The sequence below is a fragment of the Mycobacterium sp. genome (assembly GCF_050701515.1).
Classification (GTDB): Bacteria; Actinomycetota; Actinomycetes; order Mycobacteriales; family Mycobacteriaceae; genus Mycobacterium.
On sequence record NZ_JBOGDB010000045.1, the window covers coordinates 39,537 to 59,217 of the forward strand.

Below are 19,681 nucleotides of genomic sequence, written 5' to 3' on the forward strand. Positions count from 1 at the left end.
GACAACCCCGCGCAACCGAAAGGGCGTAAGCGATGTCCCAGATCATGTACAACTACCCGGCGATGCTGGCCCACGCCGGTGAAATGTCCAGTTACGCCGCCGCTTTGCACGCCGTCGGCACCGATATCGCCAGCGAGCAGGCCGCGCTGGCCGGAGCCTGGCAGGGCGACACCGGAACCACCTACCAGGCCTGGCAAGCGCAATGGAACACCAGCCTCGAGGAATTGGTGCGCGCGTACCGTGCGATGGCGAGCACGCACGAGATGAACACGATGTCGATGAGCGCCAGGGATCAGGCCGAAGGCGCCAAATGGGGATAGATGCTGACTAATGCCGTCGAGCTGACCGTCGAACAGGCGTGGTACATCGCGGATGCCCTTGGAGCCGGCAGCTTTCCCTGGCTGCTGGCGATCACCCCGCCGTACTCTGAGCACAGCGAGCGCGCCGAGTTCGACGCGGATCAGATCGCCGAGCTGACCGAGATGGGCGTCATCACCGCCGAACAATCGATCGATCCGGGTGTCGCCCAATGGATCCGGTTGACCTGCCACGCATCGCAGTGGCTCGAGATGCGGTTCGTCACGGCGGACGGAGACCTGTTGCGCGGCATCATCGCGCGCCGCAACGACGCAACGGTGGTGGCGCTGCGCAACGCTGAACTCGTCACCTTCACCGAGATGGACATCGGTCACCCGCAGGCGCTCGTCCCGGTGTTGGCGGCCGGCTTGACGGCGCAACCGCCGGCTCGGTTCCCCGAGTTCTCCTTGCCGGCGCGCATCGGGGCGCGGGCCGACGAACAGATCCGCAACGGTACGCCGGTGCCGGAAGTCCTTGATTTTTTCGGCATTCCGGGCTCGGCGCGGCCGGTGGTGGAATCCGTGTACGGCGGCCGGCGCAGTTATGTCGAGATCGTCGCCGGTCAGCACCGTGATGGTCACCGCATCACCACCGATGTCGGCGTCGGGATCGTCGACACCCCGGCCGGCCGGGTGGTGGTCAGCCCGACGCGCGCCTTCGACGGGGAGTGGGTGTCGACCTTCGCCTCCGGTACGCCGTTTGCGATCGCCGCGGCCGTCGACCGGCTGACCGCCGCGCTCCCGGACGGCTCCTGGTTTCCCGACCTCAGGCTCACCCGTGACTTCGACGAAAGAACGGCAAACCAGGGAGAACAATGTCCGATACCACTGTGATACCGATCGTCCGGGTGGCCGTGCTGGCGGGCTCGGGGTCAGAAGCCCCCGGGCGGCTGACCGAGATGGCGTTGCCCGCCGAGCTGCCGCTGCGCGAGATCCTGCCCGCGGTGCAGCGCCTGGCGCTCCCGGGAGACGATGACGAAGACAACCCGGTTCTACTGAGCCTGGCCCCGATCGGCGGTGCGCCGTTCAGTCTGGATGCCACCCTGGATACCGTCGGTGTCGTCGACGGCGATCTGCTCGCGTTGCAGGCGGTGCCGGTCGGCTCGCCCGCCCCGCCAATTGTCGAAGACATCGCCGACGCCGCGGTGATCTTCTCTGCGGCTCGGGATCGGCCGTGGGGTGCTACCCACATCCAGCGCGCCGCTGCGCTCGCGGTCGTCGGCCTGGTCCTCGCCGCCACCGGCTTGGCGGTCGCGCATCGCGTCGTCACCGGCCAGCTGGTGGGATTGATCACGGTCAGCGCGGTTGCGGCGGTCACCGTCCTGGCCAGCCTGCTCGTCCGGAACCGCTCACCGAAATTGGCCGTTGCACTGTCCATTACGGCGCTGGCCCCGGTGGCGGCGGCCTTCGCATTTGCGGTACCGGGTGACTTCGGTGCCCCCCAGCTGCTGTTGGGTGCGGCGGGGGTGGCCGCGTGGTCGCTGATCAGCCTCATCGTCGCGGAACGCGCGATCGCCTTCTTCACCGGCGCTGCGGTGACGGGCTTCGGCGTGCTCCTCGCCGCGGCCGTTGCCACGCTGTGGCACCTGTCGATCCAGAGCGTCGGCTGCGGGCTGATCGTGCTGGCGCTGTTGGTGACCGTGCAAGCCGCCCAACTTTCGGCGCTGTGGGCGCGGTTCCCGCTGCCGGTGATTCCCGCGCCGGGCGATCCGACGCCGTCCGCGCAACCGCTGCGGGTGCTCGAAGACCTGCCCCGGCGAGTGCGGGTCGGCGAAGCGCACCAGACCGGATTCATCGCCGCCGGGGTACTCCTGGCGGTTGCGGGTTCACTGCTGGTCGTCGGCCTACCCAACCAATCGCCGAGCGTGTGGGTGTGGTACCTGGTGGTGGCCGCCGCCGCCGGAGCGACGCTGCGGGCGCGGGTCTGGGACACCGCCGCGTGCAAGGCGTGGCTGCTGAGTCATTCGTATCTACTGACCGTTGCACTGCTGGTGACGTTCGCGGTGACGGGTCGCTACCCCGCGGCATGGTGGACGCTCATCTCCCTAGCCGCATTGGTGGCGGCGTGGGCCCTCGTCGCATTGAACCCGAAGATCGCCGCGCCGGAGACCTACTCGCTGCCGATGCGGCGGCTGGTGGGCTTTGCCGCCGCCGGCATCGACGCCTCGCTGATCCCGGTGGTGGCGTATCTGGTCGGACTGTTCGCCTGGGTGCTGAATCGGTGATCAGAGCCGGAATCTGTTCCCTGGCAGCCACTCTGGTGGTGCTACTGATCGCATGTCCGAATGCGGTCGCGATCAGCCCGCCGGCCCTGGACCCGCAGGTAACGCCCCCGGCCGGAAACACGGGTCCGCCGCAGCCGATGGCGCAGCGCAGCCCGTGCACGACGGCCGCTGTGCTGCCGAACACCGATCCGGAAGCCGTCAGCCCAAACCAGTTGGCGCTGAACCTTTCCGATGCCTGGCAGCACTCTCGGGGCGAAGGCCAGGCCGTTGCGGTCATCGACACCGGGGTGCAGCCCGGCCCACGCTTGCCGAACGTCGATCCCGGCGGCGATTACGTCGAGTCAACCGACGGATTGACCGATTGCGACGGTCACGGCACATTGGTCGCCGGCCTGATCGCCGGTCAACCCGGCGACGACGGCTTCTCCGGGGTTGCGCCGGCCGCGCGGCTGATCGCCATCCGGCAGACATCGGCGAAGTTCGCACCGCGCACACCGGGAAGCGATCCCGCGTTGGCGCGCGCGGCGCTGGATGTCAGCAGCCTCGCGCGGGCGATCGTGCGCGCGGCGGACCTCGGTGCCCGCGTCATCAACATATCGGTGGTGACCTGCGTGCCGGCCAACAAGACCATCGAGCAAGCGGAGCTCGGCGCGGCACTGGAATACGCTGCGGTACAAAAGGATGCCGTCGTCGTGGCCGCCGCGGGCAACAACCGCTCCGGCGTGGGAAGCGGATCGGCGTGCGAATCGAATGCGGTCCCCGACTGGCCGGGTGTCACGTCGATATCGATCCCGTCGTGGTGGCAGCCCTATGTACTCTCCGTCGGTTCACTTACCGCGGCCGGCCAGCCCTCGGACTTCACCATGGCCGGGCCGTGGCTGCGTATCGCGGCGCCCGGTGAGAACGTCGCCTCGGTGAGCAATGGCGGCGGCCTGGCCAATGCACTGCCCAACGACCGCCAAGAGCTCTTCCCGATCAGTGGTACCAGCTATGCCGCGGCCTATGTGTCCGGTGTTGCGGCGTTGGTACGCAGCAAGTTTCCCGATCTGACCGCCGCACAGGTGGTGCGCCGGATCACCGCGACCGCGCACGGCGCGGCCAGGTCGCCGTCGAGCCTCGTCGGAGCCGGAAGTGTCGATCCGGTGGCCGCACTCACCTGGGAGGTGCCTCTCGAGGAGCCCGCACTTGCGCAGACCAGGCAGATAGCCGCGCCTCCGCCGCCGCCCGCCGAGAATCCCACACCGCGCATCGTCGCGTTCGCCGGCAGCGGCGCACTCGCATTGGTCGTGCTGGCCACCGCGGCGATCGCAGCGCACCGACGGAAGGACACCACCGCATGACCGTCCGGATCACCCTGGCGTTGTTGTTCATTGTGCCGGCGGCCATGGCCTACCCATGGCCATCCACCACCGACCGGTGGCTATTGGGTATCGCCGTGGCAGCGGTGATCATCCTGTTCGCCAGGTGGCGCGGATCGTTCTTCACCACGCTGCTTGCCCGCCGCCTAGCGGTCTGGCGCCGCAACCAATCCGGAGGCCGGCGCCGGTCGACGCCCCGTACCCGCACCACCGCCCTGCTGCGGGTTGCCCCGGAGTCCGCTGAGCAGGATCTGCCGCTCGCGGTCATTGCCGGATACCTGGACCGCTACGGCATCCGCGCAGATTCGGTTCGGATCACCGGCTGGGATGCCGGCCCAGCGCGCGCCAAGTGGATCGGGCTGACGCTGGATGCGGCCGACAACCTGGCCGCGCTGCAGGCGCGATCGCCCGATATCCCGTTGCGCGAGACCGCCGAGGTCGCGGTACGACGGCTCGCCGACCACCTTCGCGAGATCGGTTGCAGCGCGCGGATTGCCGACGTGAGCGAGGTTCCGGCGTTGCCGGCCGGGAAGGAGACGTGGCGCGGCGTGCGCACCGAATCGGGGTACGTCGCCGCCTACCGCGTCGCGGCAGACGATAGTCTGGACCAGACGCTGTCGGCGGTACGCTCGCATGAGTCACGTGAGATATGGACCGCACTGGAATTCTCCGGCACCGCAACGAAGCCCACGGTCGTAGCCGGCTGTGCCATTCGCACCGACGAGCGGCCGGCGAGCGCACCGCTGCCTGGACTGACACCGCAGCGTGGACGGCAGCGGCCAGCCTTGGAAGCGTTGCATCCGCTTTCGGTCCAACGCCTCGGCTAACCGGACCAGCTTGCCGCGCCCTCATGACCAATCGTCCACCGGACCGACACCACCCGGGGATCCACGCTGAGCGTCGCGACGGCCTCCTCCAAGGCTTTGTCGTCGCGCTTGGCTGCGGACAGTTCCGCCCGCAGCCCCACTTCGTCGGGCGACTTCGTCGGGAACGACTGCAATGACCTCAACACAATGCCGGGTTGGGGCACGGTGTGCACGATGAGTGATCGCAGTGCGCCCTCGACCTCGGCCTTGCCGATCAGTTCGAAAACGTAGTCGGCGGGCGGGGTTTCCCGACCTGCTAGCGTCTTGCGGTCCATCACCCCGCCCAACGGCTGCAGGAAACCGTTGGCGGCGACGATGATCACCGCGCCGGCGATGGCCTCCCGCCACATCCACGCGCCGGCCAGCGCGCCGACGGCCGCGGTGGACCACAGCGTGGCGGCGGTGTTGAGGCCGGTGACCGACAGTCCCTGCTTCATGATGACGCCGGCGCCGAGAAAGCCGATGCCCGTGACGATCTGTGCGGCCACCCGCAACCGGTCTTCTTCTTCGAAGCTGTAGGCGCTCAGGATCAGGAACAGCGCCGAACCCATGCTGACCAGTGCCATCGTCTGCAGCCCGGCCATCCGGGACCGCCACTGGCGTTCGGCGCCGATCGCGATGCCGAGCGCGGTGGCGAGTCCCACCCGGGCCATCAAATCGATTGCGATCATGCCCATGATCATCCCGCCGCCCACGCACAGTGCACGGCCAGACACGCGCTATCCGAACATGAAATCGCGCATGAAGCGCGTCATTCTGCGCAGGTAGTCCGGCTGGCTGACGTGCAGTATGTGGTTGCCGGGGAACCAGTGGAACGCGCAGCGGTCCCAGTGCTCCCACAGCAGCTCGGCCTGCTCCGGCGGGGCCAGTCGATCGCCCAGGCCGGCGATGATCAGCCGCCGGTCCTTTGCCACCAACGGCGGGTAGTTCAGCGGCGAGTGGTACATCGACGCGCCGGTCAACAGTTCACGGTCCGTGCGGGTTATCCGGTTGCCCAGGGCCACCAGCTTATTGGCTGGCCACCACTCGTCGAACGCGGACTCCGGGGTGACCACCGGAACGTTGGGGATGACGGCCTGGATCCGGTCGTCGACGCCGGCGATCAACGCCGAGGTGTAGCCGCCCAACGACATTCCGGTCAGCGCGATCCGGTCGACGCCGGTGAACTCCAGATAGTCGATCAGCGACCGGAAGTCGTGCACGGCCTGGGCCATCGCCTCGGCGAAACCCGCGAACCCGTTGGCGAAGAAGCCGTAACCGCTGAACGGCGAATACTTTTCGGCACGACGGCCATGGAACGGCAAGGTGTAGAGCAGCACGTCGTAGCCCGACCGGTAGAACCACGGCAGTGAGAAGAACAAGCCGTTGAAGAGATACGCCGAACCCATGAAGCCGTGGATCAGACACAGCGTCGGGTGGGGGCCGTCGTCGTGTCGCCAGTGCTGGGCGTGCACGACGTTGTTGCGCTGATACGAGCGGCCTCGGTCCCGCAGGGCCGGGTTGACCGTCTCGAAACTGCTGTTGAACCGGATGTTGTGCACCCGGCCGCGGGCCATCCATTCCGCGATCGGGTTGGCTGGGCGCGACGACACCCGTGGCACCTCGGTGGGCGCGGGGAACGACGCCGCGGGATCCCGCGCGGCGCCCAGCTCGGCGTAGAACCGCAGCGCATCACGCTGTGCCGTCGCCCCCGACCCGTTCAGTGCGGCCCGGGCGACCTGCGGCAACATCGCGACGCCGACCAGCGACGCGATCGCGGTTCGCAGGCCGAGGTCGGCGATGGCCGAGGAATCCACGATGAGCCGTTGCCGCAGCGTGAGGTCCACGCGTCGAGGCAGTCCCCGCGCGGTGGCGTCGGCACCGAGGACGTCGGGAACGGGGATGGGCGGATCGACCGGGGCAGCGTCGGGCGGCCGCGAACTTGACACCGCCCGATGGTATCCCGGGCCGTCTGGCTGGAACACTGTCGACATGTGGAATCCTGACGTGTACCTGGCTTTCGCGGATCAGCGCGGCCGTCCGTTCTTCGACCTGATGTCGCGGGTGGGCGCCGAGAAGCCGCGCCGGGTGGTCGATCTGGGTTGCGGGCCGGGCAATCTCACGCTCGCCCTCGCCGAGCGCTGGCCCGACGCGGTGATCGAGGCATGGGACAGCTCAGCGGAGATGGTCGAATCCGCCCGGGAGCGCGGCGTGGACGCACAGGTCGGTGATGTGCGGGCCTGGGAACCCAAGCCGGACACCGACGTGGCGCTGAGCAACGCCACCCTGCAGTGGGTGCCCGAACACGCCGAGCTGCTGGTCCGGTGGGCCGGCGCGCTGGCCCCAGGTTCGTGGATCGCTATGCAGGTGCCCGGCAATTTCGAGGCGCCTTCACATGAAGCGGTGCGTGCGGTCGCCCGGCGGGAGCCCTTCGCAAACAGGCTGCGCGACATGCCGTTTCGGGACGGCAAGGTGGTCAACACGGCGGTCGAGTACGCGAACCTGCTTACCGACGCCGGCTGCCAGGTCGACGCCTGGGAAACCGTCTACACCCACGAGTTGACCGGCGAGCATCCGGTGCTGGACTGGATCACCGGCACCGCACTGCGGCCGGTCATCGATCGGCTGTCCGAGGAAGCGTGGCAGCAGTTCCGCCAGCAGCTCATCCCGATGCTCGACGAGGCCTACCCGACGCGGCCGGACGGCCGGACGTTCTTTCCGTTCCGCCGCGTCTTCGTGGTCGCCCAGGTGAGCTGATCAGCCGCGGGCGGGTACTCCCACGGCGCGCAACACGTACTCCGGTGGCACGTCGAAGGCCAACGACCGGCGTGGCAGTCGCATCAGGACGTCGTCGGGGATGGCGTCCTTGTAGTGCAGGGAAAGTTGACCGTTGAACCTCGGGTCGACCTCGGCGATGTTGACCTCAAGGTGCAGCCCGGTATTGGAGATGTCCGCTTTGACGGTTCCGGTCTGCTCGGCGTCCCAGCGTTGGTCGATGGTCCGGCTGGCCAGCTTTGGCACCGATGACAATGTGCCGAGCACGCGCTGTGGTGTGAACACCAGCGAGCCCACGTAGCTGGCGACATTGCCGACCGACCTCTTGCCGGGAACCGACCCGGTGAACCGGCGAGTGACCGGGAGGTACTCGGCGAGATGGATGATGCCCTCCGTTTCGACTTCGGCGCGCAGTTCAGCGGGCAACCCACCGATGCGGAGCAGCTTTCGCAGAAACACGGCCATAAGGGCACCGTAGCGGCAGCGGTAAATAAAAGCCCCGTGTTGCCATCTGAGTCGGGTTTTGACGCAACACGGGGCTACACGAGATATCGACCCGCATGTGGGTGGTGTTACACGTGGTACTGGTAGTGCGTGGCACTGCGGAAAGCGTGGATCGTCGGTCTGGCGGCCGCGGCACTGGCGGTGTATGCGCTGATGTGGATCGGCTATGCGATGCACTGGCACTGGCTCGATGCCATCGACACGTTCGTGCTGGACGGCCTGCATCGCTACGGGGTTGCCCACCCCGGTTGGGTCACGTTCTGGGATGTGTTCTGCACCGTTGCGGGCCCGGCCGCGTTCCGATTGCTCGCCGTGGTGCTCATCGTGATTGCATTGGTGCACCGCAATCTTCGCGCCGCACTGTTCCTGGTGATCACGGTCGAACTCGGCGGGCTCCTCACCGAGGTCGCCAAATCCGCCGCCAACCGTCCACGACCTCCCGAGGCGCTGGTGTACGCATGGTCGACGTCGTTTCCGTCCGGCCATGCGATTGGCGTGATGATCGGCGTGTTGGCGTTGTTGACCGTGGTCCTGCCGATTGTGCGGCGTCCGCTACGCGGCTGGCTGATCGCTCTCGGTGCGATAGTCGTGGTGGCGATCGGCATCGGCCGGGTGGTGCTGAACGTGCATTACGTTTCCGACGTGGTGGCCGGATGGGCGCTCGGCTACCTGTACTTCGCGGTTTGCCTGTTGGTACTGGCCCCGCCGAGGCTCACTTCTCCGGACAAAACACCGGAAGCACCCGATAGCGCACGCTGAAACTCGCTTTCTCGCATTCGATTCCAACTTCGCCGTCGCGGGCCAGCGGTGTGGGTCCGTCGACGGCCGTGAAGCTGAACTCCGGGACGCGCAGCTCGTGGTAGAGCGGGCTGCGTTCCAGCCGGCCCAGCGCCAGCGCCGTCAGGACGCGCAGCCTCGAGAGGTGACGGCCGGTCTCGAGGATCCGGACGTCGATCAGGCCGTCGTCAATCCGGGTCCGGATCGACGGAGCGAATCCCGACGGCAGATACGTCGAGTTGCCCAAGAAGAACAGGGAGGTCTGCAGGGTTTTGTTGTCGTAGGAGATTCGCACCGGCTCATCGCGCCGCAACGTGTGGAACATGGCGTAGATTCCGGCCAGCGGCTTGCTGATTCGGTGTTCCAGTTTCTCCCGGGTGCGGACGAATTGCGGATAGGCGCCGATGCTCGCGGTGTTGACCACTATCTGGTCTTCGTTGAGGCAGACAAGGTCCACGCACGCGACGCTGCCGCTGCGGATCGCCGCTATTGTCTTGGCGACGGTGTCGCAGCCGACGTCCTTGGCGAAGTGGTTGAAGGTTCCCGTTGGCAACACCGCGAGCGGAACGCCGGCCTCGACGGCGATCTCGGCGGCGCCGGACACCGTGCCGTCGCCGCCGCCGACGGCCAGCACCTCGGCCCGCTCGGCCGCCGAGCGCAGCACTTGCTTGATGTCGTCATCGTCGCGGAGTTCAACGACCTCGGTCCTGGGCAGTGCTTGCCGAACGTCGTCGATGACCTGGGCACCCGTTCCGCTGCCCGATGTCGGGTTGATGACCAGCACAACGCCGGCTCCATCCGGGCGTTCCGGAGTGTCCACCCGAAGCGGATCGGCCGCGGGCAACCTGGTTCGCACCATCGGCGGCACCAACCGCGAACCGAGCACGGCGATCGACGCGCCAAAACCGAAGCCGGCCAACACGTCGCCGGGATAGTGCGCTCCGGTGGCGACGCGGGACAGGCCGACGAGGCCGGCCAGTAGCGCCAGCAGAAGGCCCAGCGGGGCGCTTTCCAACCCGACGCCGACCGCGAAGGCGGCGGCACTGGCCGAATGCCCAGAGGGCAATGAGTTGGATGTCGGGCGTCGCCGGGTGCGGCGCCGCAGCGGCACAGAATCGAATGTCGGCCTCGGCCGTTGGCTGATTCGCTTGGCCACCTGGTTGGTGAACAGGCTGGTCGCGGCCAGGGTGATCACTCCCCGTACCGCACCGCGCCGGGCGGTTGACTTACCGGTGGCCGCCAGGCCCGCCGCAATGGCGAGCCACAGTTTCGAATGGTCGGCGGCGCGAGTCAGCGGCGGCATCATCGTGTCGAGCAGCGGCGTCGGGGACTCCGCAATAGCCTCGAAGATCTCGCGATCGAGTGCTCCGAGGCCCTGCGTGATGCGCCGCAGGCCCTTTCGATTACCCAACTGCCCAACGTCCATGGACCCAACATATCCGCCGCGAACTCTTGACAATATTTCTTGTCAAGCCCAGCATGGGGACATGCTCGACGTCGAGGTCATCACGGATCCGGATGCGGCGACCAGCGCACTGGATCCGATTCGGAGTCGGCTGCTGGCCGAACTCTGCGAGCCGGCCTCCGCGGCGACCCTCGCCACCCGCGTGGGCATCCCGCGCCAAAAGGTGAACTATCACCTGCGTGCTCTGGAGGCGCACGACCTCGTGTCGGTGGCCGGCGAACGGCGGTGGGGCGGCCTGACGGAGCGCCTTCTGGTCGCCAACGCGGCGATGTATGTGGTTTCGCCAAGTGCGCTGGGGCCGGTGGCCGCGGACCCGGGTCGCGCCAGCGATCGACTGTCGGCGAGCTATCTCATCGCCGTCGCCGCACGCGCGGTCCGCGAAGTCGGCGAGCTATGGCGGACGTCCCGGGAGAAGAACAAGCGATTAACGACGCTGTCGATCGATACCGCGGTCCGCTTCCGGTCGCCCGCCGAGCGCGCCGATTTCACCCGCGAGCTCTCCGAAGCGATCACCTCGCTGGTCGCCCGCTATCACGACGAAACGACTCCCCGTGGCCGTCCGCACCGTTTGGTGCTGGCGGCGTACCCGATGCCCGTAGAAACCTAGGAGGATAACGAAATGCCCCTGAAGAAAGACGATTCCGGCCGCCGCTGGGTCGAGATGGAGTTCCTGGTGCCGGGCACGCCGGAGCAGGTTTGGCACGCGATCGCAACGGGTCCGGGAATGAGCGCGTGGTTCACCCCGACAACAGTGGACGAACGCGTTGGTGGCGCGATCGCTTTCGACTTCGGCGACGAGAATTGCGGTGAGGCCTCATCTTCCGGATCGGTCACCGCGTGGGAGCCGCCGTATCGGTTCGCCTACGAAGAGACCGGCTGGAGCGGAGATGCTCCGCCGGTGGCCACCGAAGTCGTCATCACCAGCCACTCGGGCGACCGATGCGTCGTGCGTATGGTGCACAGCCTATTCACCTCCCGCGATGACTGGGACGACGAACTGGAGAGCTTCGAAACCGGCTGGCCCGGATTCTTCGAGGTGCTCCGGGTGTATCTGAGGAACTTCGCCGGCAAGCCCGCCGCCGCCGTCCGCGCGATTATGCGTCATCGCGGTGATCAGGCCGAGGCGTGGTCGACGCTCACCACCGCCTTGAACATGGCAGGCGCAAACGTCGGCGAGCGCCGCGAGACCCCGTCTGCGGCCCCACGTTTGGCGGGCGTCATCGAGCGGGTGCACCAGGACATGCAGTCACGAGAGCTGATGATCCGCATCGACGAGCCCGCCGAGGGCGTCGCGGTGATCGGCACCTGCCAGATGGGTGACGAGGCAAGCGGCATCGTCAGTGCCTTCTTCTACGGCGCCGCCGCCGCCCAGACCGCCGCCTCCGAACAGCCGAAGTGGAGTGGATGGCTCGCCGAACTTCGCCCACGTGACACGGTGAAGACCTGATCGTGTGCAACCATTAGCGCGTGCGCCGCTGGCTGGTACCGCTGTTAGCGATGACATTGTTGGGGCTTGCAGCCGTCGCGGCGCCCGCGGGCCACGCCGATTACACACCGTGGTTCGCCCCCAAGGTGGGCAACGCCACCCAGGTGATTTCGGTTGTGGGAGCGGGTGGTTCGTCGGCGAAGGTCGATGTCTTCCAACGCACCGCCGCCGGATGGCAACCGATCCGCGTCGGTATTCCCGCGTTCATCGGTGCGAACGGCATGGCCCCGGAAACCCACGACGGCGAAATGAAGACCCCGATGGGCATCTTCACGCTTGACTTCGCCTTCGGCACTGCTTCGAATCCCGGCGGTGGTCTGCAGTACGTGCAGGTCGGGCCCGACCACTGGTGGGACGGCGATATGAAGAGCCCGACCTACAACACCATGCAGGTGTGCGAGAAGGCGCAGTGCCCGTTCAACACCGATCCCGCGAGCGGGACCGAGAACCTCGAGATTCCGCAGTACGTGCATGCGGTGGTGATGGGCGTCAACAAGCAACGCGTACCCGGCAACGGCGGTGCGTTCTTCCTGCACGCTACCGACGGCGGCCCGACCGCCGGCTGCGTCGCGATCGACGATGGCACCCTGGTCGAAATCATCCGCTGGCTGCGACCGGGCGCGTTGATCGCAGTAACCCAGTGATGCTCAGATATTCAGCGCCTCACCAGGTTTCACCTTGAACTTGGTGATGGACTCGGTGGACATATTTATCTCGTACGTACGCTCATATCCGGTGGCGCTGATCCGCCACCCGTCGGGAGTGCGCCGGTATCGGTCGTGGTAGAAGGCCGCGCCGAAGAGCATGAAGTTGAATTCGGCCACGATGACCCGGTCCTGCAGGTACCAGGTGCCGGTGGCCTCGTCGCCGTCGACGTCGATCTCGGGGTGCGTCACCCGGTGCTCGGTGATGACGTTGGCCGGCATCGCCGTGCGCATGAACTCGACCAATGAGTCCCGGTCGGTGAAGTGGTGCTCCTCGCCGAGCGAGGTTCCGTAGTCACCGACGATGTCCTCGGTGAGCGTTTCCGCGAACTCGTCCCAGTGCTTGGTGTCCAGCGCCCGCAGGTAGCGGTACTTCACCCGTTTGATCTCGTCGATGTCACCCATGCCCGACATTGCAACACACGGCCGATTTGCCGCATAGAGTCCGGCTACCGGTACCTGAGCATGGACGACGATGGGGCCGGCCACCCCGCCCGACCGAGTCCCGCCGCCATCATTATCGTCGGGGTTGCGATGCGAGCGAATACCACTGCAAAACCCGCTGCCAAAGCCGTCCAAAAGCATGCTGGCGGAACGCTGTTCAAACGCCGTTATGACGGAGTGTCGGACGAACTTATGCCCGTGCTGGGGCTATCGTGTGGGCCGTTATGAGCGACCCTTTGGGGTTGTCGGTCGGGACAACGAACCTGGTCGCGGCGCGTGTCGGCAATCAACCAGTTACGCGCCGCTCGGTGCTGACCCTGGGCCAAGCGGGCGTCACGATGACCGGCTTCGTCGAGCGCGTTGGCGACCCGATCCCGCTGGTCACCCCCGACGGGACCAGCTACCTCGCCGAGGCGCTGCTGGTCGAGGCCCTCGACTTGATGGTGCACGCCGCCGGTGGACCCTCGACGTCGTCCGAGGTGGCAATAGCGGTCCCGGCGCACTGGGGATCGGCGACGCTGTGGGCATTCCGGAACGCCCTGGGCACCAGCTCGAACCTGTCGCAGAACGGTGTGCCGGCACGGCTGGTCTCGGACGCCGTCGCCGCGTTGACCGCCCTGCAGGCAAACCCCGGATTGACGGTGCGCGGTGTGGTGGCATTACTCGATTTCGGTGGCAGTGGCACCGGCATCACTCTGGCCGACGCCGCGTCGTCGTTCGAACCCATCGACGAGACTCTGCGGTATACCGAGTTCTCCGGGGACCAGATTGACCAGGCGTTGCTGGCTCACGTCCTGGACAGCATCGCCGAATCGGGTGACGTCGATCCGGCCGGCACCGCCGCGGTCGGGTCTCTCACCCGGCTCCGTGAGGAGTGCCGGCTGGCCAAGGAGCGACTGTCCGCCGAAACGGCCACCCAGCTGGTCGCCGAACTGCCGGGGTACCGCACTGACATTCGGCTGACCCGAAGTGATCTCGAGAATCTGATCCGGGTACCGCTGGAGGGTGTCATCACAACGCTGGGCCAGATGAGCGAGCGCAACGGGATGGCCCCGGCCGATCTGGCCTGCCTTGCCATCGTGGGTGGCGGTGCCGGCATTCCCCTTGTTACTCAACGTCTTTCCGAGCACACCGGAGTCCCGGTGGTCGCCACGCCGAAACCTGCGCTGAACGCCGCGGTGGGTGCCGCGCTATTCGCGGCCTTCGGGCCGGACGCAGACGCACCGACCGGCGTCGCCACCGCAGCGCCGGTGTTCGACGAGACGCCCGACGCTGTCGGTTCTGCGACATTCCGCGCTTTGGCTTGGTCGCAGGAAGACGGCTCGGAGGAGGAGCCGGTGCCCTACACCGGCGAAAATCCCTACCAGCTCACCGATTCCGGGGGCCGGCCGCCGATTCAGTACGTAGAACCGACCGGGCCGATCGAGGCCGAGTCGAGGCCGTGGCACCGGCTGCCCCAGCTCGCGATCGGGGTGGCCGCGGTTATCGCCATCATCGCCGTCGGCGGTGTGGCATACGCGCTGACCAGCGCCACCGACAGCACACGGGCAACCGAATCGCCGGGCGTCGAACCGCCGTCGCCGAAGCCCATCGAACCGCCGCCGCCGAACACCGGCGCCGAGTCGCCGCCACCTGCTTCGGTGCCCCCACCCAGCGAAGAGACCGTTACCAGCGCCGCGCCACCACCGTCGCCGTCGCCCACCCCGACCACGACCGAGCCGACCAGCACCACCACGAGAACCACCACCACAACGACATCGCCGACCACCACCACGACATCGCCGACCACCACCACGACGACGAGCACCACCACAACCACCACCACGACGACGACGCCGACTATGACCACGACCTACGTGAATGTCCCGTTCGTGCCGGTGCCGATCCCGATCCAGGTCCCTAACCAGGCGCCGCCCAATCAGCCGCCGCCTTTCCGGTAGCAGGTGGCACACTGGATGGATGAGTAGTAATGGGCCGTTCGGGTTCGACCCGGACGACTTCGATCGAGTTATCCGTGAGGCCGGCGAGGGACTGCGCGACGCGTTCGGCAAGCTCCTCGACGTGACCGGTGAACGGGCCGGGTGGAGCACTCTCTTCGACGAGTTCACCCGCCGCGGTAGGCATGAGCCGGAGACCACCGGCGAGACCGGCGACGGTGTGTGGGCGATCTACACCGTCGACGGGGACGGCGGCGCTCACGTCGAAGAGGTGTATGCCACCGAACTCGACGCGCTGCGCGCCAACAAGAACAACACCGATGCCGCGCGCAAGGTGCGTTTCCTGCCGTACGGGATCGCGGTGAGCGTGCTGGACACTTCGCCGGACGATTCACCGGACGACTCGCCGGACGACGCGCAAGACGACTCGCAAGACGCGTCCGAATAGCCTCGTCGGTTAACCGGCCGAGCGCTACACCTTGCTCAGGTCGGTGCGCATCGTCTTCACCTGGTAGTCACCCCAGGTCGACAGGTTCCAGTAGAGATACTGCCTGTCCGCCTCCGGGACGTTTTCGGTCGACGACCAGGGATGGATCATCGGCGCATACAGTCCGGGCATCTGCGCGGACGTCACCAACGTGGTCGGCGGCGACCACGGCCCCTGCGGCGCGTCCGCTTTCCGCATGACGACGTTGTTGTTCTGGTCGGTGTAGAGCATCACGTACTTCCCTTCGTACGAGTTGTACTGCACCGACATCTCGCCGGCGGTGGGGTACGTCGTGCGCCTGAAGAAGCCGAAGAAACTGGTTGTCGTCCCCGGCAGGATCGGGGTCGCCGCGGACGGCCTGTTGGCCACCCACGTCGACCCGTTCCAATACTGGTACTTGGTCTGATCCAGGATCTGATCCTGCTTGACCCGGGATAGGTAGACGGTGCCGCCGCGGCCCGACGGCGTGCCGTACGAGTAGACCCAGCCCGCCGCGGCGTCCGGTGAACCCGCCGGTGGCTTGACGAAGGCACCCTGCTGGAAATTCTGGTTGCCGGAGACGAACCGCTTGGTGGACCTGCCCGCCGCGGCCGCGCGAATGCTCTCCGGCGCGACGTGCCAGGTTTCGCCGTTGTCGTCGGAGAATGCGATGCCCGAGTAGTTCGTCGTCCACCGGCCAGGGGTGTCCCAGGATCGAACGGACATGAAGTTCGCATACTGCCTCGAGCCGTAGGCGTTCGGGTAGGGAGCGGAGATGCCGGAAGTCGGGATGATCGTAATGTCGGGTCCGACCGCATAGCGTTCATTGGCGATGACCTGCTTGAAGATGTATCGCTGCAGTTCTTGGTTGAAAACCAATGGTGCGCCGGCGAAGTCGTCCGTCGGGTGGCCGTCCCGAACGTAAATCCCGTTGGACAGAACATTGTCCGAGCTGCGGAACAGCGTGTTGTTCCGCCACACCCCGGTACGTACCGGCACGTCGTTGTAGAAGGTATCGCCGAACGCGATGAGCACCTGATGCTCGCTGACTTCGGTGGTGACGTTGTCCTGAATGCCGTTGTCCCACATGATCCCGAGATCAGTGCCTCCGACGCCGAAGCGTTCCCTTGTGTCGTTGAGTCCGCCCGGGCCGGTGAGGCTGGTGATGAAGTCCGTATTCGGGCTCACGGCTACCGGGGTCACGATGTAGCCGGTCGCCGGGTCAGGCGGTGCAATGACGGCTGCGGTCGGCGCACCCGTCATGGTCAGCGCGGCGACGGGGGCACCGCTCGTGGCGGTCCTCGCGAGGGCGGCGGCCATCTGCTCGGACTCCCGGCGGACTCCGAGCGCAAGCAGCGCGAGCCCGATCGGCGACCCGATAGGAACGCCTGGTGTATTGGAGGACAATGCGCCAACCCCGAAGACGGACAACAGATTGGTCAGCAAGCGCGGCAGTGTCGGCTGCGTAATCGGGGCGTCCGACGCCGCCATCATGACGGGCGCGGCCTCCTGAGTCGTCGTGCCGGCGGCCAGCGCCTGGAAGGTCGTTGGAGCGAAATCGACAGCGGTGCGTTGCAATACCGAGTTGACCGGCTCGCCGGTGGTGACGACTTTGTCGGCGATGTCATGTGCGGTGCGCATATCGCCCGTCGACTTGAGCGTCGAGAGTTGACTGGCCGCGTTCTCGGCGAACTTCTTCGCCGGTCCACCGGACGACTTCTTCTCGACGGGACGTGTCGACGTCTGTGCCGCAACCTCGGTTTCCGTTACCGCTTCTACCTCTTCTAACTCGACGGCAACGACTTTCTCCTCGGTGTCACCCCGATCAGACTTGGCGTTCTCGGTGACCTTCCTGCTGGTTAGGGCCCCGCCGGTGCTGACCGCAATACCCCGCTCCGCGGCACGAGTCAGCGACGACAACAGGGAGGTAGCCCTCGACGTCAACCGCGTCGTCGGCGGCTCCTGCGAGGGCGCCGACACCGGCGGCTCGGCGGTCGATGGGTCGGTGGCCGTCGCACCCGGCTCCGTGCCCGCACCCTCGGTTGCCGCACCCTCGGTTGCGGATGGCTCCGACGTCGAGGAACTCGATTCAGTCGGGGAGGCCCACGCCACCCCATGTCCGGTTGCGACGGCCGCCCCAACCCCCAGGGCGACGGCCAAACCGCCGACACGTCCGATGTAAGCCGATGCACCCATTGCTACCCCTAGGTCGATGCATCCCCGACTTGGGACGAGTGTTGCATCTGTGACGCTCTTATATCGGAAAACCGGCATTTCAGGGTGCGGTAATTGTCGCGCGCAATAGTTTGCTCGTTTGGCCGCACGTGCCGCGTCTTGGTGGCAGGATGCCGACCGGGGCGGCCGATCGGGGACGGTCGGGTCGAACACCAGACATTGCAACGCTTCGTCGCACCGGCATTCGATGCGGAAACCACTTTGCGGCCGCAAAAGCCATCAGTCCTGATCCCTGCCGCAGAACGTGTCCGCACCTGCCGCTGCAACCAGGCGCTTGCCCAGATGTCAGTCCATCCCCCCTGTTCAGGGCCCCAACTTCGTCGTAGATTTGATGCGTGCGGAGGAACGGGCTTCCCAGCCGCTTTCGAAATGTGCCCGGCAACGGGCGTTCCCCAAGGTTGCTGCAAAAGCCGAACGGGCCGTCGGCTCCGTCGCTTCGGATCCTCGTGGTCGGCGCCGGTGTAGGCGGCATTTCGGTAGCTCGGGGATTACTGCGGGACGGACACGACGTCACCGTCTTCGAACGGCGGTCGGAACCGCAGCCCGGCGGCGGCGCCGTCACCATCTGGTCCAATGGCGCAACGGTTTTGGAGCAGCTGGACGTCGATATGGACGGGGCCGGGCAGGAGCTGTCCACCGTGCGGGTCGTGACATCCACCGGCCGCCCAATCGCCACTTTGGACGTGACCGCGATGGTGCAGCGGCTGGGCGCACCCGTTCGGATGGTTCCGCGTCGAGTCCTGCTGGAAAGGTTGCTTGACGGCTTTCCGGCCGATCGCATTCGATGCAACTCCAATGCGGTCGGGGTGGTCAGTACGGACGACGGAGTGCGGGTCGAGTTCGAAGACGGTAGCTCTGTCGAAGGAGACGTGTTAATCGGCGCCGATGGCCTGCACTCGACGGTTCGCGACCTGGTCGGCGCGCGGGACGCGGAGCCGACGGGCTGGTGTAGCTGGCAGGGACTTGTCACCTGTCCCGACGGCCCCGACAAGCGCGTCGCACTGATGATCGTCGGCGAGCACGGAAACCTCGGCCTGTGGCCGGCGGGAGGCTCCGATCTGCAGTGGTGGTTCGACCTGCCGTGGTCGTCTGACTTCGTCAGACCGCAACGCCCGCTCGACATGATCCGGTCGCATTTCACCGGATGGTCCGACGTGGTCGACCGAGTACTCATGACATTGACCGACGACGATCTGGCCGATTCGCCGTACCCGCATTTTCGGCACCCGATTCCGCGCCGGGGCCAAGGCGCGCTGACCTTGCTCGGCGATGCCGCGCACACGATGCCGCCCACCCTCGCGCAAGGAACCAATCAGGCGCTGCTCGACACGATGGTACTGCGCAAGGCGCTGTCGGATTGTCAGACCGGAACGAACCGCAGCAACGGTGATCTCTCGAGCGCGCTCCGCTGGTATGAGAAGACCAGGCGACGCAGAGTCGCTGCCGTGTCCCGGGTGGCGTCACTGCAGGTGTCGCACGGTGAGTCCATACTGAAACCCGCAGCGATGATCCCGGACCGGTTGATGACCTGGGCACTGGCGACATTTCTCAGTTCGGTAAGCCACCGCCGGATATCCGCCGAGATCAGCCGAGATCTTGGCGGGAAGTGTCAAGCATGGAACCGGTGATCATCTCGGACGATCCGATACGGATACGTTGCGAAGTCGACGCGCCCTCACGCGCGCTCTGGCTCGTCAAGTGGGCGCTGGCCGTCCCGCACTATCCCATATTGATATTGCTCTACCTGGTGTATCCGGTGCTGACTTTGGTTGCCGGCGTTGCCATCCTGTTCACCGGACGGTATCCGCGGCCCATCTTCAATTTCAACGTCGGAGTGCTGCGCTGGTCGTGGCGCGTCATGAATTACAGATTCCCGATGAACAGCACCGACAAGTATCCGCCTTTCACGCTGGCGTCTCGGCCGGACTACCCAGGCGATCTGGAGGTCGACTATCCGGAACGGCTTACCAACTGGGCCGTGCTGGTGAAGTGGTGGCTGCTGGCCCTCCCTCAGATACTCATCACCTGGGCGATGCTGCCGCTGCTGCATGTGCTTTGCTATGTCGCCGCGGTGTGGTTGCTGGTCAACGGAACGGTCTCGCGG

At 66.4% G+C, this 19,681-nt stretch carries 20 protein-coding genes; 14 read left to right on the plus strand and 6 right to left on the minus strand.

Features of this window, described 5'->3' with window-relative positions:
* Positions 1-32: 32 nt before the first annotated feature.
* The 5 genes from ACRDU5_RS03630 to eccE are packed head-to-tail and all read left to right on the plus strand — an operon-like array spanning position 33 to position 4,766.
* Complete coding sequence (locus ACRDU5_RS03630) at positions 33-320, plus strand: WXG100 family type VII secretion target (RefSeq protein WP_526612891.1); 288 nt, start codon at positions 33-35, stop codon at positions 318-320.
* A complete protein-coding gene (locus tag ACRDU5_RS03635) occupies positions 321-1,190 on the plus strand; it encodes an ESX secretion-associated protein EspG (protein ID WP_526612892.1) in 870 nt (289 codons plus the stop codon).
* A complete protein-coding gene (eccD, locus tag ACRDU5_RS03640; RefSeq protein ID WP_526612894.1) occupies positions 1,172-2,581 on the plus strand; it encodes a type VII secretion integral membrane protein EccD in 1,410 nt (469 codons plus the stop codon). The genes ACRDU5_RS03635 and eccD overlap by 19 nt, the downstream gene beginning before the upstream one ends.
* The gene (gene mycP / locus ACRDU5_RS03645) at positions 2,578-3,921 is read left to right on the plus strand and encodes a type VII secretion-associated serine protease mycosin (protein ID WP_526612895.1); all 1,344 of its coding nucleotides are present in this window, start codon (positions 2,578-2,580) and stop codon (positions 3,919-3,921) included. The genes eccD and mycP overlap by 4 nt, the downstream gene beginning before the upstream one ends.
* A complete protein-coding gene (eccE, locus tag ACRDU5_RS03650; protein ID WP_526612896.1) occupies positions 3,918-4,766 on the plus strand; it encodes a type VII secretion protein EccE in 849 nt (282 codons plus the stop codon). The genes mycP and eccE overlap by 4 nt, the downstream gene beginning before the upstream one ends.
* Here the strand turns inward: eccE and ACRDU5_RS03655 are convergent.
* On the minus strand, positions 4,763-5,476 hold the full coding sequence (locus tag ACRDU5_RS03655) for an MgtC/SapB family protein (RefSeq protein ID WP_526612898.1): 714 nt from the start codon (positions 5,474-5,476) through the stop codon (positions 4,763-4,765). The genes eccE and ACRDU5_RS03655 overlap by 4 nt on opposite strands.
* Positions 5,477-5,524: 48 nt before the next feature.
* On the minus strand, positions 5,525-6,733 hold the full coding sequence (locus ACRDU5_RS03660; protein ID WP_526612899.1) for an alpha/beta hydrolase family protein: 1,209 nt from the start codon (positions 6,731-6,733) through the stop codon (positions 5,525-5,527).
* A gap of 43 nt (positions 6,734-6,776) precedes the next feature.
* On the opposite strand from ACRDU5_RS03660, the gene ACRDU5_RS03665 reads away from it, so the two are divergent.
* The gene (locus tag ACRDU5_RS03665; protein ID WP_526612901.1) at positions 6,777-7,541 is read left to right on the plus strand and encodes a trans-aconitate 2-methyltransferase; all 765 of its coding nucleotides are present in this window, start codon (positions 6,777-6,779) and stop codon (positions 7,539-7,541) included.
* Here ACRDU5_RS03665 and ACRDU5_RS03670 read toward each other — a convergent pair whose 3' ends face one another.
* Positions 7,542-8,024, minus strand: a complete 483-nt coding sequence (locus ACRDU5_RS03670) for a hypothetical protein (RefSeq protein ID WP_526612902.1) — start codon at positions 8,022-8,024, stop codon at positions 7,542-7,544.
* Between the two features lie 129 nt (positions 8,025-8,153).
* Between ACRDU5_RS03670 and ACRDU5_RS03675 the strand changes: the two genes are divergently transcribed.
* Positions 8,154-8,822, plus strand: a complete 669-nt coding sequence (locus tag ACRDU5_RS03675) for a phosphatase PAP2 family protein (protein ID WP_526612904.1) — start codon at positions 8,154-8,156, stop codon at positions 8,820-8,822.
* On the opposite strand, the gene ACRDU5_RS03680 is transcribed toward ACRDU5_RS03675, so the two are convergent.
* Positions 8,776-10,266 (minus strand): bifunctional phosphatase PAP2/diacylglycerol kinase family protein, encoded by a 1,491-nt coding sequence (locus tag ACRDU5_RS03680; RefSeq protein WP_526612905.1) that lies wholly within the window; start codon positions 10,264-10,266, stop codon positions 8,776-8,778. The two genes, ACRDU5_RS03675 and ACRDU5_RS03680, sit on opposite strands and share 47 nt — an antisense overlap.
* A gap of 61 nt (positions 10,267-10,327) precedes the next feature.
* Between ACRDU5_RS03680 and ACRDU5_RS03685 the strand changes: the two genes are divergently transcribed.
* Genes ACRDU5_RS03685 through ACRDU5_RS03695 form a run of 3 tightly spaced genes read left to right on the plus strand, consistent with a single transcriptional unit; the run spans position 10,328 to position 12,435 of the window.
* Positions 10,328-10,912, plus strand: a complete 585-nt coding sequence (locus ACRDU5_RS03685) for an ArsR/SmtB family transcription factor (protein WP_526612906.1) — start codon at positions 10,328-10,330, stop codon at positions 10,910-10,912.
* 12 nt (positions 10,913-10,924) lie between these two features.
* The gene (locus tag ACRDU5_RS03690; protein ID WP_526612908.1) at positions 10,925-11,752 is read left to right on the plus strand and encodes an SRPBCC family protein; all 828 of its coding nucleotides are present in this window, start codon (positions 10,925-10,927) and stop codon (positions 11,750-11,752) included.
* 20 nt (positions 11,753-11,772) lie between these two features.
* Positions 11,773-12,435, plus strand: coding sequence for a L,D-transpeptidase family protein (locus ACRDU5_RS03695; RefSeq protein ID WP_526612909.1), 663 nt, complete (start codon positions 11,773-11,775; stop codon positions 12,433-12,435).
* 3 nt (positions 12,436-12,438) lie between these two features.
* Here ACRDU5_RS03695 and ACRDU5_RS03700 read toward each other — a convergent pair whose 3' ends face one another.
* Complete coding sequence (locus tag ACRDU5_RS03700; protein WP_526612911.1) at positions 12,439-12,900, minus strand: nuclear transport factor 2 family protein; 462 nt, start codon at positions 12,898-12,900, stop codon at positions 12,439-12,441.
* A 263-nt stretch (positions 12,901-13,163) separates the two neighbouring features.
* Here ACRDU5_RS03700 and ACRDU5_RS03705 point away from each other — a divergent pair, with 263 nt between their 5' ends.
* Together ACRDU5_RS03705 and ACRDU5_RS03710 are read left to right on the plus strand one after the other, a co-directional pair.
* A complete protein-coding gene (locus ACRDU5_RS03705) occupies positions 13,164-14,879 on the plus strand; it encodes an Hsp70 family protein (protein ID WP_526612912.1) in 1,716 nt (571 codons plus the stop codon).
* A gap of 19 nt (positions 14,880-14,898) precedes the next feature.
* Positions 14,899-15,324, plus strand: a complete 426-nt coding sequence (locus tag ACRDU5_RS03710; RefSeq protein ID WP_526612913.1) for an Rv0313 family protein — start codon at positions 14,899-14,901, stop codon at positions 15,322-15,324.
* A gap of 24 nt (positions 15,325-15,348) precedes the next feature.
* Here the strand turns inward: ACRDU5_RS03710 and ACRDU5_RS03715 are convergent, their stop codons facing one another.
* Positions 15,349-17,538 carry a DUF4185 domain-containing protein gene (locus tag ACRDU5_RS03715; protein ID WP_526612915.1) on the minus strand — a complete coding sequence of 730 codons (2,190 nt, stop codon included), beginning with the start codon at positions 17,536-17,538 and terminating at the stop codon, positions 15,349-15,351.
* Positions 17,539-17,978: 440 nt separating this feature from the next.
* On the opposite strand from ACRDU5_RS03715, the gene ACRDU5_RS03720 reads away from it, so the two are divergent.
* Both ACRDU5_RS03720 and ACRDU5_RS03725 read left to right on the plus strand, forming a co-directional pair.
* The gene (locus ACRDU5_RS03720; protein ID WP_526612917.1) at positions 17,979-19,205 is read left to right on the plus strand and encodes an FAD-dependent oxidoreductase; all 1,227 of its coding nucleotides are present in this window, start codon (positions 17,979-17,981) and stop codon (positions 19,203-19,205) included.
* Between the two features lie 23 nt (positions 19,206-19,228).
* Positions 19,229-19,681, plus strand: a 453-nt coding sequence (locus ACRDU5_RS03725; protein WP_526612919.1) for a DUF4389 domain-containing protein, incomplete at its 3' end; no start/stop codon positions are given.

Excerpts from the sequence above, each read along its gene's own strand:
- ACRDU5_RS03665 (WP_526612901.1), top strand. The coding sequence starts at position 6,777 with ATGTGGAATCCTGACGTGTACCTGGCTTTCGCGGATCAGCGCGGCCGT.
- ACRDU5_RS03680 (WP_526612905.1), bottom strand. The coding sequence starts at position 10,266 with ATGGACGTTGGGCAGTTGGGTAATCGAAAGGGCCTGCGGCGCATCACG.
- ACRDU5_RS03685 (WP_526612906.1), top strand. The coding sequence starts at position 10,328 with ATGCTCGACGTCGAGGTCATCACGGATCCGGATGCGGCGACCAGCGCA.
- ACRDU5_RS03655 (WP_526612898.1), bottom strand. The coding sequence starts at position 5,476 with ATGATCGCAATCGATTTGATGGCCCGGGTGGGACTCGCCACCGCGCTC.
- ACRDU5_RS03705 (WP_526612912.1), top strand. The coding sequence starts at position 13,164 with ATGAGCGACCCTTTGGGGTTGTCGGTCGGGACAACGAACCTGGTCGCG.
- ACRDU5_RS03700 (WP_526612911.1), bottom strand. The coding sequence starts at position 12,900 with ATGGGTGACATCGACGAGATCAAACGGGTGAAGTACCGCTACCTGCGG.
- eccE (WP_526612896.1), top strand. The coding sequence starts at position 3,918 with ATGACCGTCCGGATCACCCTGGCGTTGTTGTTCATTGTGCCGGCGGCC.
- ACRDU5_RS03690 (WP_526612908.1), top strand. The coding sequence starts at position 10,925 with ATGCCCCTGAAGAAAGACGATTCCGGCCGCCGCTGGGTCGAGATGGAG.
- ACRDU5_RS03630 (WP_526612891.1), top strand. The coding sequence starts at position 33 with ATGTCCCAGATCATGTACAACTACCCGGCGATGCTGGCCCACGCCGGT.
- eccD (WP_526612894.1), top strand. The coding sequence starts at position 1,172 with ATGTCCGATACCACTGTGATACCGATCGTCCGGGTGGCCGTGCTGGCG.
- ACRDU5_RS03715 (WP_526612915.1), bottom strand. The coding sequence starts at position 17,538 with ATGGGTGCATCGGCTTACATCGGACGTGTCGGCGGTTTGGCCGTCGCC.
- ACRDU5_RS03670 (WP_526612902.1), bottom strand. The coding sequence starts at position 8,024 with ATGGCCGTGTTTCTGCGAAAGCTGCTCCGCATCGGTGGGTTGCCCGCT.
- ACRDU5_RS03635 (WP_526612892.1), top strand. The coding sequence starts at position 321 with ATGCTGACTAATGCCGTCGAGCTGACCGTCGAACAGGCGTGGTACATC.
- ACRDU5_RS03710 (WP_526612913.1), top strand. The coding sequence starts at position 14,899 with ATGAGTAGTAATGGGCCGTTCGGGTTCGACCCGGACGACTTCGATCGA.